This is a genomic window from Sinorhizobium psoraleae (genome assembly GCF_013283645.1).
Classification (GTDB): Bacteria; Pseudomonadota; Alphaproteobacteria; order Rhizobiales; family Rhizobiaceae; genus Sinorhizobium; species Sinorhizobium psoraleae.
Window position 1 is genome coordinate 1 of the sequence record NZ_JABEKV010000014.1, and the last position, 12,269, is coordinate 12,269.

At 58.5% G+C, this 12,269-nt stretch carries 12 protein-coding genes and 1 pseudogene; 3 read left to right on the forward strand and 10 right to left on the reverse strand.

Going from position 1 to position 12,269, the window contains the following annotated elements; genetic code table 11:
* Window positions 1-997: 997 nt before the first annotated feature.
* Window positions 998-1,134 (forward strand): annotated as a pseudogene (locus ILFOPFJJ_RS35680) (helix-turn-helix domain-containing protein); the annotation flags it as partial.
* Between the two features lie 63 nt (window positions 1,135-1,197).
* Here ILFOPFJJ_RS35680 and ILFOPFJJ_RS32350 read toward each other — a convergent pair.
* The 6 genes from ILFOPFJJ_RS32350 to ILFOPFJJ_RS32370 all read right to left on the reverse strand — a co-directional run bounded on the left by ILFOPFJJ_RS32350 (window position 1,198) and on the right by ILFOPFJJ_RS32370 (window position 5,833).
* Window positions 1,198-1,395 carry a hypothetical protein gene (locus ILFOPFJJ_RS32350; protein WP_173514538.1) on the reverse strand — a complete coding sequence of 66 codons (198 nt, stop codon included), beginning with the start codon at window positions 1,393-1,395 and terminating at the stop codon, window positions 1,198-1,200.
* A 25-nt stretch (window positions 1,396-1,420) separates the two neighbouring features.
* Window positions 1,421-1,870, reverse strand: a complete 450-nt coding sequence (locus ILFOPFJJ_RS32355) for an adenylate/guanylate cyclase domain-containing protein (protein WP_376741488.1) — start codon at window positions 1,868-1,870, stop codon at window positions 1,421-1,423.
* Between the two features lie 610 nt (window positions 1,871-2,480).
* Window positions 2,481-2,732: a DUF6074 family protein gene (locus ILFOPFJJ_RS32360; RefSeq protein WP_173514539.1), complete on the reverse strand. Its 252-nt coding sequence runs from the start codon at window positions 2,730-2,732 to the stop codon at window positions 2,481-2,483.
* Window positions 2,733-2,858: 126 nt separating this feature from the next.
* Complete coding sequence (locus ILFOPFJJ_RS36100; RefSeq protein WP_282438718.1) at window positions 2,859-2,981, reverse strand: hypothetical protein; 123 nt, start codon at window positions 2,979-2,981, stop codon at window positions 2,859-2,861.
* A gap of 1,068 nt (window positions 2,982-4,049) precedes the next feature.
* Window positions 4,050-4,403 (reverse strand): phasin family protein, encoded by a 354-nt coding sequence (locus ILFOPFJJ_RS32365; RefSeq protein WP_173514540.1) that lies wholly within the window; start codon window positions 4,401-4,403, stop codon window positions 4,050-4,052.
* 473 nt (window positions 4,404-4,876) lie between these two features.
* Window positions 4,877-5,833: a patatin-like phospholipase family protein gene (locus ILFOPFJJ_RS32370; protein WP_173514541.1), complete on the reverse strand. Its 957-nt coding sequence runs from the start codon at window positions 5,831-5,833 to the stop codon at window positions 4,877-4,879.
* 454 nt (window positions 5,834-6,287) lie between these two features.
* On the opposite strand from ILFOPFJJ_RS32370, the gene ILFOPFJJ_RS32375 reads away from it, so the two are divergent.
* A complete protein-coding gene (locus ILFOPFJJ_RS32375; protein WP_173514542.1) occupies window positions 6,288-7,103 on the forward strand; it encodes a class I SAM-dependent methyltransferase in 816 nt (271 codons plus the stop codon).
* A 194-nt stretch (window positions 7,104-7,297) separates the two neighbouring features.
* Complete coding sequence (locus tag ILFOPFJJ_RS32380) at window positions 7,298-9,010, forward strand: PHA/PHB synthase family protein (protein ID WP_246299970.1); 1,713 nt, start codon at window positions 7,298-7,300, stop codon at window positions 9,008-9,010.
* A 227-nt stretch (window positions 9,011-9,237) separates the two neighbouring features.
* Here ILFOPFJJ_RS32380 and ILFOPFJJ_RS32385 read toward each other — a convergent pair whose 3' ends face one another.
* From ILFOPFJJ_RS32385 to ILFOPFJJ_RS34800, 4 genes are all read right to left on the reverse strand, one after another.
* Window positions 9,238-9,903 (reverse strand): hypothetical protein, encoded by a 666-nt coding sequence (locus ILFOPFJJ_RS32385; RefSeq protein ID WP_173514543.1) that lies wholly within the window; start codon window positions 9,901-9,903, stop codon window positions 9,238-9,240.
* A gap of 311 nt (window positions 9,904-10,214) precedes the next feature.
* Window positions 10,215-10,640, reverse strand: a complete 426-nt coding sequence (locus tag ILFOPFJJ_RS35695) for a hypothetical protein (RefSeq protein ID WP_246299972.1) — start codon at window positions 10,638-10,640, stop codon at window positions 10,215-10,217.
* Entirely contained in the window at window positions 10,637-11,374 is a 738-nt protein-coding gene (locus tag ILFOPFJJ_RS35700; RefSeq protein WP_246299973.1) for a hypothetical protein, read from the reverse strand. The genes ILFOPFJJ_RS35695 and ILFOPFJJ_RS35700 overlap by 4 nt, the downstream gene beginning before the upstream one ends.
* Before the next feature lie 457 nt (window positions 11,375-11,831).
* Window positions 11,832-12,269 (reverse strand): hypothetical protein (locus ILFOPFJJ_RS34800; RefSeq protein ID WP_210267689.1); only part of this gene is annotated, 438 nt, incomplete at its 5' end.

A 12,269-nucleotide genomic window follows, 5' to 3' on the forward strand; every position in this document is an offset into this window, starting at 1 on the left:
CTCACCGGCGCTGGCCTCAGTTCCGGTTGGACAGTTTTGAAAAAAACGCTTGCAAGACGTCGTGCGATTAGACGACCCCCATCTGCCAAGTGACAAGCGATTCGACTACTCTTAGATGAATCGTTGCAAAACCATTACCCATCTACGGTAGCGGCGTGCGCCAAATTGCGAAGACTGCGCCCACATCGCGGCGCCTCTCCAGGCACTCACGAAGGAAATCCGAAAGAATGCAAGGGAGGAGAAATCATGGATCATCCAGTCGTTTCGACCGAGGCGCGGGCAGATAGGTCTGGCCGTCAATGTGGCATCGCTACACCACGCAGCGAGGTCGCTGATTTTCGCGTCCAAAGGGCGGCTGACCTTTTGTGGGAAATCTCAGCCTTATCCGATCGCGCGGTGAGATGGCTCCGAGCGAATTACCAACCGGTTTCTCCCTTGGGAGCAGATGTCATCAGAACAGATCTCATCGGTGCGAACCGGTTCATGAGAAACGCGCAGACACAGGGATACCGGACAGAATATGTCGGTCCGCACAGTGTGAACCTCTTCTAATAGAGACCCCGCGACCACATCCCTGACGACAGGTGATAGCGAAAGGTGGCGGTGAGGTGAAGATGATCGCGATCGACGATAAGCGCTTGTGGAAAACGCAAGGTGCGTCACAGGATTTTCCGTTCGCGTGGGCTTAGTGCGTCGAAGACCCCGACAAATGCCAGACCGATGATTCCGAGCGCGATGAGCTTTGCCGCCGACATTGCCGCCCCCGGCATCAATCCTGCGAGAGTGTCTCCTTGATCGCACGTATTTCGCTGCAGAACTGGCTGGCCGCACGCAACATTACTTTAATACAGCAAGCGCTTTATTAGGATTTATTGCAATAGTAAGAAGTAAGGGGATTCGTGCAACGACACAAAATTGATAATGCAGTAGGCGACTCCCTCGGCTTGCACACCCTTACTCGCATCGCTGATCATCCGATCAATAGGCTCGATGGGCTATCGCCAAGGTCGTCGGCGGCGGGACGACGATCGTTTCGGCGGCCCTGGGTTGAGCACGCGCCAGGTTCGCCGGCTCTTGGAGCGTATCCGGACGGATGGTGCAGCATCGATCCGGCACAAGGCGATCGGTCGCCCTTAGAACAACCGGATTTGCGACGGCGTGCGTGAGAGCAGCCCGTGTATCTCCTGGAATAGCTAATCATCGTTCGGGCAATCCCGCTTGCCGCAAGCCCTCGGCCATCTGGTCTGCCCATTGCGGTATTTCCTGAAACAAGAGCAGCGCCCGATACCGCTCGATCGTGAAGCCTGGCTCGGCTGCCAAGAGCTTCTGCGCGGCCCATCGGGCCACTTCAGGGCACAGTTCATTGCCGACCAGGCAGCCAACTGCCGATAGCACCAGGTTACCTCGGGGTGTTTGTTGATTACCTCCCGGGTGATGGCAATGGCCTCGGAAAGGGAGCCGCCATGGCGAATGATAGGGACACCGACGCGGAAATGCAGATGCCTGACGGGGCGGCGATCTCCTGGAGGCGTGCCGCGACATTGACCCCGTCGCCGAGCAGATCGTCGCCTGACACAACGACGTCACCCAGATTGACGCCGATGCGGAATTCCAAGCGGCGATCGGGTGGGAGGTCTTCTGAGAGGGTGAAAAGACGGCGCTGGATTTCAACCGAGCACCGGACGGCCTGAACAGGGCTTGGGAACTCGGCGACGAGGCCGTCACCTGCACTGCCGAAGATACGGCCGCCATGCTCGCTAACCAATTCGGCAATCGGCCCGCGGCACAGATCGAGTGCGCGAACCGTGCAGCGCCGCAAGGCGGCTGAAGCCGGCAACATCGGCTGAAAGGATGGCTGCAAGCTTTCCATCCACAGCGGTGACCCTCCTGCGGCGCACGATATCGTTGGGTTTAATACGCGCATTTTCCCACATTCGCAGACGTTTGTCTCAAGCGAGAACGGATGAAAGACCGCTTTTGGGCCTGGTCCCGTCGTCCCGCAAGCACGCTGCATGACGGCGACCCTCTCGCGACCCAGGGCAACGGGCAAAATCGCCTTGCTGTTCGAATTCGCTTTTGGATATGGGCTGCGTGCGATAACCGCGGCAACGCGGCGACGCGAGGGAGTTTCACCTTGAGTGGCAAGTGAGGTACTGTTTCCCCTGCCGTTCTGCGATGAAGTCAACGCCCGTGTGATTGTGTCTGAGCTTGTTAAGGTCTCGGATAAGACCGGAGCCCAGCTTTCCTAAGTAGGTTCTCAGTCCACCGCTCTCCCAAATCACCCAGCCTCTTGGTTCTTGTCATGCTCATTGCCCCCAATACCTATCTTTCCGGAGGCTGACCGACAAAGGCACCACGTCAGCAACGTCTCGTCATCAGCTAGCGTTCTGCCAAGAAGCGACGGCGGCTCCATGGGACATGGAAAGCAACATGATTAGGATATGACCACCGGGAATGATTTCCAATCGCGCCGGATCAGGTTAAGCGGACGCGTTGTTCTCTTCGATGGCGAACGCCACCTGCAGTTCCATCTGTACCGCGTGCATGTATAGGCCGGCTTGGCGCGATATCTCTTCCTCGACAATGCCCGACCTTCTGAGCGCCGCGGCAAAGTCGGTCATCTCTGACCGCCAGAAACGGTTTGCTTGCTCTCCATGGAGCCGCTGGAGGGCTTCGGCGCATCGTTTGACATCACCGATGCGCCGATTGGCCGGGAACTGTAGAACCGTCATGCTGTCTCCATCATTGCCAGGCGATTCGCCAGCGAGGATAGGGCTACAATCGCCGCCAGTCCTTCACAAAGATTGAACAGATTCAACGAGAACATGGAAGGGGAATACGTGGATGAGCGGCTGTGGTTAACGCGCCATGCTAGCCACAGGCGTATGCTCGACAATCCTGTCGACCTGCGGTGCGACGAAGATCGAAGCTGCCAGAATGAAAGCGGCGGCCCCCACGGCAAGGATGGCTTCGAAGTCCATTGCTGCCTCCCATTGCCGCGGATTATATCACGTCACTGTAACAACTACGCAACGCCGGCCGCCTAACCGCAAACGAAAGAGCTTCCTGTGATTCAAAGATGATCGATGCTGCCGTTTCTGGCAGCACCGATCAAGCCAACGCCGCATCTCCCCGTTGCAGACTATGGCCATCCTAGGCTGGCGCAACAATCCTGAGATTAGGGGGGCCCAGCGCTTTCTTTGGCCGCCCCGCGTTCGTTCTCGTTCAACGCGCTACGTGCAGCACATTCCTCGGCCGTCTCCTCGCGCTACGGCAACCACGCGCTATACGCGGCCATTTGCCGGCAGATCACCTCCACAAACCACGGCAACTCGCGGTACCGCACAGGTCCGACAGAACCAAGCGAATCCCCTCACCGCCCTAGCCGAGCGCGCAACCGGTCGATATCGATGATGCCGTCGCGGCCCGCGGTCGGATCCCCCTTGTTCCAGGCGACGCCCGAGGCCGATCTGCAAGTCGATGTCCCTCACCGTGCGGAACTCGAAACAGCGGTTCGGCAGATCATGCGTCTATTGCGGCGCAGAGTGCGCGCTGCTCAGGGAGATCGGCGGGGTGGCGGTTTCGGTCGAAATCGAGCGGCGGAGCAGCACGGATGAATGCGGCAAAATCTCTACAATGGTGGCGATGGTCGCCAAGATTGAGCATGCAGCCTGGTGAACGAGAACGAGACGTTCAGTTCGCGCGCGGCATCCTCGCCGATTGGGGGCCAGTCCAAGATCGTGAGCAAGGAGATTACGGGCAGCGCGAACGATCTCCTCGTCAACGCGGACCGCCGCCCTCGGATTGTCTTTTTCGATATAGCCGAAGAGGGCATCGCCTCCTCAAGCGCATCGGCTCGGCATCATCGGGATCTGGTTGCGTGTCCTCGAGAGCCTGCAATGGCTGGGCACGGGACTAGGCATCGTGCGCCTCGCTCCGGCTGACAGGTTCCAGCGGCAGCGACCCTTCATTCGCCGTCCGAGTTAAGAAGAGGAGGCCGGCCGCGGCAACCGCGACCGACCCATGAACGATGGTGATGGTCCTGATCGTCAGGCGGCAGCGGCGCTCTTCGCTGCAGCGGTCGCCTTGGCAACCGGCGCCTCGTAGAGCTTGCACGCATCCTTGGCGAGATTCGCGTACATCTCGCCGATCTTCGTTGATTCAGCGACCAAACCTTCATAACTCGACTTCAGGTAGTGGGTCTGGAGCTCGATTGCCGCCTCCAGGCTCTTGGCGTTGGCAAGCTTCTCGAGATCGGCGATGCTCTCCTCAAAGCTCTTCTTCGAGTAGTCTGCCGCTTCGGTCGCGATGGCCTGATAACCCTTCGTCAGGGCGGAATAGCTCTTCACGGCGACGTCCATGGCTTCCTTGCTCTTCTTGTTCGCATCGTTGAAGTTCAACATCGGGTGTCTCCTTTTCATCCGAAGGGACCGAATACAGCTCTAGGTGCGCCGCACAAAACTCCGATTGCACCATGCATTGCAACGGAGCACGTCTTTGCAACGATTTGATGAAATTTGCGTACACTTTCAAAGAAGGACAGAGGCGCGCGCCACTCGAGGGCAATCGCCTGGAATCTGTTTGGTGCTGCCAGATCTCATGGTGGCAATCGCCTTCGGCATCACCTCGTCAGAGGGTTCGCCCTTGCAACTTTTCCCAGGCCCAGGCTCGGAGGCAATGCAGCACGCACCCCGGTCGTTCGTTCCGACGGTGCTGGTCCCGATCTGGTTTATCCTGCATGCGATCATCGCCGTGCAACTCCGGAGCACCAAGCGGCGAGCATGGGATATGGTGCCGACGAAACGCTCGCACAGGAAATCATGCCCTTGAGAAAGCACTGGTCGCCGACTTGCATGTCCGCACAACTCGTAGTACGCTAGCGTGGCCACTGAGATCTGCCGTCGAAGAACCACGCTGCGCGTTCCTGTCCGTTTCGCAGCAGGCGCTCGATCACCGCGCTGGAGCGGTCCAGCTTTGAGGGATAGTCCAGGTCACCCTCGAGTTCGACGATGCGGATGTTGATGGGTTTGTAGCGTGCACCGAGCGAGGGATGCTCGGCGAGAAGCTCATTGATTTTCGTAATGAAATACAATTCCTGACTGAGCGCCAGGTTGCCAGACAGCTCATTCCGGCGGTCGATAATCTCCGGCATCGCCCGTGGCTCGCGTTTCCGCTGTTGCGGGTTGATCTGCACAACCCAGATTTCGTCTGGCCGCTCCGGCAACTGGGTGAATTCGCGCACAGGCGGATTGCGGCTGAACAGCCCATCCCAGAAGAGAGTGCCGTGAGCCTGCACGGCCCGGAAGAGCGGGGGGACCGCGGCCGAGGCGATCAGCTCATCATAGGTCAAGCTCTCACCCTCAAACGCCACCCCGAGGCCGTGAATGATGTCCGTGGCCCCGATCAGGAGCTTCGGCCTCACGCGACGATGGGGTTCGCTCGGCAACGACGCCAGGTCGAGGTGACGACTGAGAAGGTCGCGCAACCGCGGCTCGGCCACAGGACTATAGAGGTAAGGGCTGATCTCGGCGGTGACCGGGAGGCGTGCCGACGACACTGCCCAGAAGTTCGTCACGGCATCAAGGATGTCATGCACCTCGAGGTCGCGCCAAAAGTCGATCAGGCGGTGCCGAGCCTCGTCCGCCCCACGGCGGATCAGGCCGGACCACACCAACGCGGCGCACATGGCGCCGCCCGATGTCCCACTCAAGGCAATGAGCTGGTAACGATCACGAAACTCAGGCGCCAATAGGCCACTCAGCACACCCGCCGCAAAGGCAGCATGGCTGCCCCCGCCTTGGCAGGCTATCGCGATTTTAGGAGCCAGCGACATGCAGCACAACTCTCGTCAAGTGCGTCAACTTACGTGACCGCGATAGTAGCGACGGTGCTCGTCGAAGACCAGATCAATAGCCTATTCAATTCGCTCGTCCTGTTCGGCGAACCGAACTCAGGCGATGGCGAAGATCACGTCGTTGGCGATGAGAGCCGCAAGAGAAACGCCTTCGATCAGAAGCCCGTGGGTGTCGGAGCCGTTGAAAGCGACGCAGATGCCGGAGGCGGTGTTGGTCGAGGCGGCCGGAAGTTCGGCGCAATCGTGAATGCCGGCATTGCTTGCACATTTCCGTCGAGACTCGGAGGAATGGACGCTGATATCGCTAAGACGGCCGTGAGTAGATTTTCACCTCAGCCTCCTGGCCCTCAATGATTGATCCCGCGGATAAGAAATCGTTGCTGCTGATGCGACAGAGAGAGTACCTTCTGATGCGGGCACCTCGGAGAACGCCATGCAACCGGAGCAAATCCGCCTCACCGGCGCAAGGGAAACCCTGCTGATCACGCTCCAAGCCAAGGCAGCCGAAAGCGCCATGCCGGATTCGCTGCTTCGCGACCGCTTCGCCGCCGATGCATTGCGCCGTATCGATCAGAACAGCGGGCACCTTAAGGTTGGCCACGACATGACCATCGGCATTGCGCTGCGCGCCTATATGCTTGATCGCTGGACGGAGGCATTCCTTCAGCGCTGCCCGGAGTCGACTGTTCTCCATCTCGGCTGTGGTCTCGACAGTCGCATCTTCCGGATAGATCCTGGGCCGGGAGTGCGCTGGTTCGAACTGGATTTCCCCGATGTCATCTCCTTGCGCCAGCAGATCTACCCCGACCGTGCGGACTGCGCGATGATTGCCTGCTCGGTCGTCGAGCACGGGTGGGTTGCAAAACTTCCCGCCGACAGGCCGGCCATGATCGTCGCCGAGGGCGTTCTGCCCTATCTGAAGGGATACCAGGTTGCCCAGGTTCTGCGACGGATCGTCGGCCACTTCCCCTCGGGCGAGATAGCCTTCGATGCCTATAGCAGTTTCGCAATCCGACTGCTGCGCTTCAATTCGGCGATCCGCGCCACCGGTGCCTGTCTCCATTGGGCGCTCGACGACCCGGCAGAGATGGAGCGGCAGGTACGGGGGCTAAAGCTCATCGAAGATCGTTCGGATTGGGACACCGGACAAGTGGCGCGGATGTCACCGGCCGCCCAGGTTGCGCTGCAGCTCTTCAGCACCATCCTGACCCCATATCCTATGGGACGCCTGGTTCGATATGCCTTCTGAGACATTCGCACCATAGCCAGACGGTGCCGTGCGCGTGAGGCTCTGAGTGCAATGGCGACAGGAGGTCTTTCACCTGCCGCATTGGCGCTCGCCTTCTTCGACTGGTCGATCCACCTCGCATCGGCTCCGGGCAAGCGCATGGAACTTGCCGACAAGGCAGCGCGGAATTGGGGCCTGCTGCTGACTTATATTACATGGCTGCGGCGGCCACGCGTCCGGACGCGCCGCCCTGCATTGAGGCGCTGCCGGGAGACAACCGGTTTCGCGCGGAGGGCTGGCAACAGCAACCTTATACCGTCTGGGCTCAGGCGTTCTTGCTCTGCCAGCAATGGTGGCACAATGTCACGCGCAACGTCCCCGGCATGACACCGCACCACGAGGACGTTGTCTCCTTCACGGCGCGTCAACTGCTGGACATGTTCTCGCCGTCCAACATTCCCTTCGCCAACCCGGAAGTGATCCACAAGGCGATAGAGACGGGCGGGGCGAACTTCGCGCAGGGATTCCGCAATTGGTTCGAAGACGCCAGCCGGCTGGCCATGAAGCAGCCTCCGGTCGGGACGGAAGCGTTCCGCGTAGGGCGGGAGATCGCGGTGACGCCCGGAAAGGTCGTCTACCGAAACCACCTGATCGAGTTGATCCAGTACGCGTCCGCGACCAAGAACGTCCTGGCCGAGCCGATCCTGATCGTGCCGGCCTGGATCATGAAATACTACATCCTCGACCTTTCACCGCATAATTCGCTCGTCCGCTATCTCGTGTCGCGAGGCCACACGGTTTTTTGCGTTTCCTGGCGCAATCCGACCGCGAAGGACCGCGACCTCACTCTCGACGATTATCGGCGGCTGGGAATCATGGCCGCGCTCGATGCCGTCAGCGCCATCGTTCCTGAAAGCAAGATCCACGCGACGGGCTACTGCCTGGGAGGGACGCTTTTAGCGATCGCGGCGGCCGCGATGGCGCGCGCCGAAGACAAGCGATTGGCATCCGTGACGCTGTTCGCTGCCCAGACGGACTTCTCCGAACCTGGCGAACTGGCGCGCTTCATCGACCATAGCCAGATGCACTATCTCGACAGCATGATGTGGAATAGCGGCTGTCTCTCCGCCGACCAGATGGCGGGCGCATTTCAACTGCTGCGTACCAACGATCTCGTGTGGTCGCGCCTCGTCCACGACTATCTTATCGGTGAGCGCACCCCCATGAGCGATCTCATGGCGTGGAACGCGGACTCGACCCACATGCCCTACAGGATGCATGCGGAATATCTGCAGCGCCTCTATCTCGACAACGAACTTGCCTCCGGCCGTTTCATCGTTGACGGACGCCCGGCTCACCTCCAGAACATCCGCGTTCCCATGTTCGTCGTCGGGACGGAGCGAGACCATGTCGCACCGTGGCGTTCGGTCTACAAGATACATTATCTCACCGATACCGACGTCACCTTTGTGCTGACAAGCGGGGGCCACAACGCCGGCATCGTTTCTGAGCCGAACCATCCCGGGAGAGGTTTTCGCATCGCATTGACACGTGAGAGCGATCCCAGCGTCAGCGCGGACGAATGGACCGCGGCAGCCACATCGAAGGACGGCTCATGGTGGCCGGACTGCGTCGAGTGGCTCGCCGGCCATTCAGCGCCGGAACGGGTGGCACCCCCGGCCCTCGGCGCTCCCAAGAGAGGCTATCCCCCGATCGACGATGCGCCCGGCACTTATGTGCATGGTGGTGGTGGACCGGCACCGCACCGCCTAAAGGCAATCGAAATCTTAGTCGCGTCGGCCGCAGTTGCGACCCCTGTCTTTGCAGTCCTGTTGAGACATTATGCGATCTTCTTGGCCCAGAACGTGAACATCCTAGCAACAAGCGCTGCAGGGCTCGTGAGGACGGCTCCCTTGGCCCCTACCTAGCTTTTCGCCGCGAAGCCTGAACGGGAGTCCCGATCGCGTTGACTTTCGCCAGCGACAGAATGGCCGCTTTGCGCCGCCTTTTCGGACATTTCGGCCGGCCGCCACAGAACCGAAAAGCGGGCATTCAACGAGGAGGAGATGCCGCGTGGAAGCCAGGTCGTCGCATTCTTGATGTGCTGACTAGCGAACGCTCGAACGCTTTGTGTCTCGGCAAGCCGACACCTGTCTCACTCGCGTTTCAAACGCTCCCATTCGCCGAGCAGTGATCTGTACCTTTCACGAAATACCGTCTCTTCATCGCCCTGCAGCGGTGTGGTTTGTGGGGAAAAGAAGGTCTTGCGGAGTGGGTCAATGATTCGCATGTCATCCGCATTGAGTTTTTTCAGTGCCTGTTGCATCACCCACAAGCCCAATCGTCCGCCCTCTTCTGAGAGCGCAGGTTCCTCGCTAAAGTAAGGATACACAACACGAGTGTATTCGCCCCTGACGCGCGCGTGTAGGGCATCACGTATTCGGATTGTGCCGCCCAAATCGTCAAGTCGCAGGTTCCCGTGCACGCTTTGGGAGATGATCTCAACCGGTTCGTTTGACCAACGCAACTTTGCACTGAGCAGTTCGAGAACGCCGTCTTTGAGCAGCGGGTATAGTCGCTTGAAGCTTCTGTTTGAGTTTATGCGGTCCTCGGTTAGTCGTGCTAAATCACCCTCGCCCGAGATGTACTTCTTCACATCTGACCAGAATGGCACATGGAAATCTCCGCCTTGGCTTCGGTTGCCGCCGGCCTCTTTCTTGCGGTCAAGACGAATATCCTTTTTCAAAATTGACCGCTGTAGGGGAGGTGGCGCATAGAACAATTGCAGCACTTTTCGGAGAGGAACATCCAGAACAGACATGCGGCCCACATTTCTTAGGATTGAAGCACGAGTTTCACTTCAATATTCCTGCAGATGCAAGAGGTACCTTAGTTCTTCAACCTGATAATCCGATGCAAAACACAGAAGATATTTTAGGATTTGTGTTTTCTGCACAATTAGGCTGCCCACTAACGTCCCCATTCCGTCGGTTAACCCCGACTTCGGGAATTCCGAAAGCAGCCCTTCAGTTCACGCCGCCAAATTGTTGATGACGGGGCGGGTAACGGTCACGACCAACGCGCCTGCCTATTGACGTGGCGTCCTTGGCAAGAGCGTTGGTCGCCGATGGCCTACAGTGCGTTAGCTTTCTTGTCTGGTAAGCCGCCATATTGCGCATACGCGTCCAGCATCATTTGGGTATACTCACTCGTGCTCGAGGCTATCTCGCCCAGGCCCGGCCACGCGAAAGGTATCGTGGACGAGATCGTCTCAAGTTCAACCTCGAGACCCAGTATCTCCGCTACCGCCAAAGCCTGAGCCGGGTCCTTGTCCTCCGGCCACAACTCCACCTCAAGAGCAATCCAGACGCCATTCTCGTCATCGACACTGATCTCAGCTTGAAGAGCGCCCAGCTTCTCGCTGATGTTAGTCGCGTCATCAAGCAAAGCGCTGCGGATGAGAAGAATGATCCTGTCTTCATTCAGGTCGAGCTTGAGCCTGCGATCGACAATCCGAAAATCGGGCTTGCCTTCATCCTCGATGCCGTCTGCTTTCACCGGAAGGAGTGACTTGCCCTTATCATCGGACCAAAATGGCGTGTCAAAGATGTCGAGAGCGATGCTCCGCACCCCGGGCAATGCCAGAGGCTCTGAGCGATCTGGCCGCCGGTGATCTTTCCATTACAATGTAGACAGAACCACATGTCCGACTCAACGTGGCTCAACGGATGTCGAACAACACCGCCAAAATCAGGCTTTGTCGACCGTCGGGGCCAATCAATAGAGATTTCCGCACGAACCTGAGCCGCCCGATCTCGGGCCAGACGGAGGGCCCTCTCCAGGAATTCCGGGTCAAGGACCGGGCACTCCCCACCCAGATCCGGAAGTGTCTCTACGATCGGGATCGCGCCAGGGTTCTCTGGCACCGTGATGCTCCATCCATCGCCGGCGATAATGACGTCGTGAAAAACCTCTTGTAGCTGATAAGGGTGATCCCCAATCATGCCATGTTCGGCCTGTTCCAGGTATGAGAGGCGCCGGCTCATGGCTTCGGGACTGCCATTCCGAAAACTTGCCGCCGGAAGCGCGCGCGTGACGAAGGCTTCGACGCCCGTCATTTGTTCGGAATCGGCCTGCCAACCGTTCTTGATGGCCGTGATGAGCTTGTTCCAGTGAGGGAAACCCAACTCCTCCGCAACCAGGTCAAGAGCCACATGTTGTGCAATCCTGTTTGCGCGCGCGTATTGTTTGGCCAGCACTTTAAGTCTGCGAAGTTTTTTTGTTTCGGTCATTTTCCATATCCTGGAATGATCCGACCATGTGCCCGCTAATGGTCAGACCCATGCCCGTTGGCATGGAGTGACATTGTTAGAATTTAAACGCTGACATAGCTTTGCGTGGCGGGCACACCGGCCCGCGTGTAGGGCCAAGCTTTGTATGCCAAGCATGACGATAGCGGTCAAGCCTATCAATATTTGTTCCTAGCGATCCGACGAAACATGCCGACTTGTCACTTGCTCTTAATCGGTGAGAGTCGTCGGTTTATAACCGCTTGGGTGAGGTTCAAGTCCCTGCCGGCCCCATACTGATCGCCAAACGGCCATCAGCATGCCTCAATCTCGATCGCAAAGGGCCCTGTGGAAGTGCTTACGACAAAGAGATCATTTGTTCTTCCCATCGACTACCCTCCGTGCCGAAGTAGGGGTTTAGATCCTTTGGGCGGGGAAACGGGAGATCTTTCGAATTGCATTAGATAGTGGTGAGAGACGCGATCCAGCCTTGAGGGAGAGAAAAGACCGACGAGGACCAAGCTTTGCGCCACTTCACCCCAATGGCAAGCTGGTGAATCCCGTAGGGGCCGCGCAGCGTTAGAGTACGCCAGCGCTTTGAATGTCGGGAGTAGCCACCAGCCGATTGTTCCACGCCTCCCGACTCGTACCAGGATGTCGGCTCGACGTAGATCATGTGATCACCGAATTCGCCGCGCCACAGAGAGCCCTCCGCCCCATCAACGTACCATAGCTCTTTGAAAGAGAGCGCCTGCGCCCACTTTTCCCATGGTCGGATTGTGTACTTCCGGATCACAATGCCACCCGGCGTGGGTTCTGCACCCGCTTTCATATCAGAGGTAAGTAGTCGGCCCTGAACAAAGGCTAAATCATTGATCTTCTGGCGGTGGGAAGATCT

Bases quoted from the DNA above. Each gene is read 5' to 3' on its own strand.
- ILFOPFJJ_RS32385 (WP_173514543.1), bottom strand. From the start codon at position 9,903: ATGTCTGTTCTGGATGTTCCTCTCCGAAAAGTGCTGCAATTGTTCTAT.
- ILFOPFJJ_RS32365 (WP_173514540.1), bottom strand. From the start codon at position 4,403: ATGTTGAACTTCAACGATGCGAACAAGAAGAGCAAGGAAGCCATGGAC.
- ILFOPFJJ_RS35700 (WP_246299973.1), bottom strand. From the start codon at position 11,374: ATGACCGAAACAAAAAAACTTCGCAGACTTAAAGTGCTGGCCAAACAA.
- ILFOPFJJ_RS32360 (WP_173514539.1), bottom strand. From the start codon at position 2,732: ATGACGGTTCTACAGTTCCCGGCCAATCGGCGCATCGGTGATGTCAAA.
- ILFOPFJJ_RS36100 (WP_282438718.1), bottom strand. From the start codon at position 2,981: ATGGACTTCGAAGCCATCCTTGCCGTGGGGGCCGCCGCTTTCATTCTG.
- ILFOPFJJ_RS32370 (WP_173514541.1), bottom strand. From the start codon at position 5,833: ATGTCGCTGGCTCCTAAAATCGCGATAGCCTGCCAAGGCGGGGGCAGC.
- ILFOPFJJ_RS32380 (WP_246299970.1), top strand. From the start codon at position 7,298: ATGGCTGCGGCGGCCACGCGTCCGGACGCGCCGCCCTGCATTGAGGCG.
- ILFOPFJJ_RS32375 (WP_173514542.1), top strand. From the start codon at position 6,288: ATGCAACCGGAGCAAATCCGCCTCACCGGCGCAAGGGAAACCCTGCTG.
- ILFOPFJJ_RS32355 (WP_376741488.1), bottom strand. From the start codon at position 1,870: ATGGAAAGCTTGCAGCCATCCTTTCAGCCGATGTTGCCGGCTTCAGCC.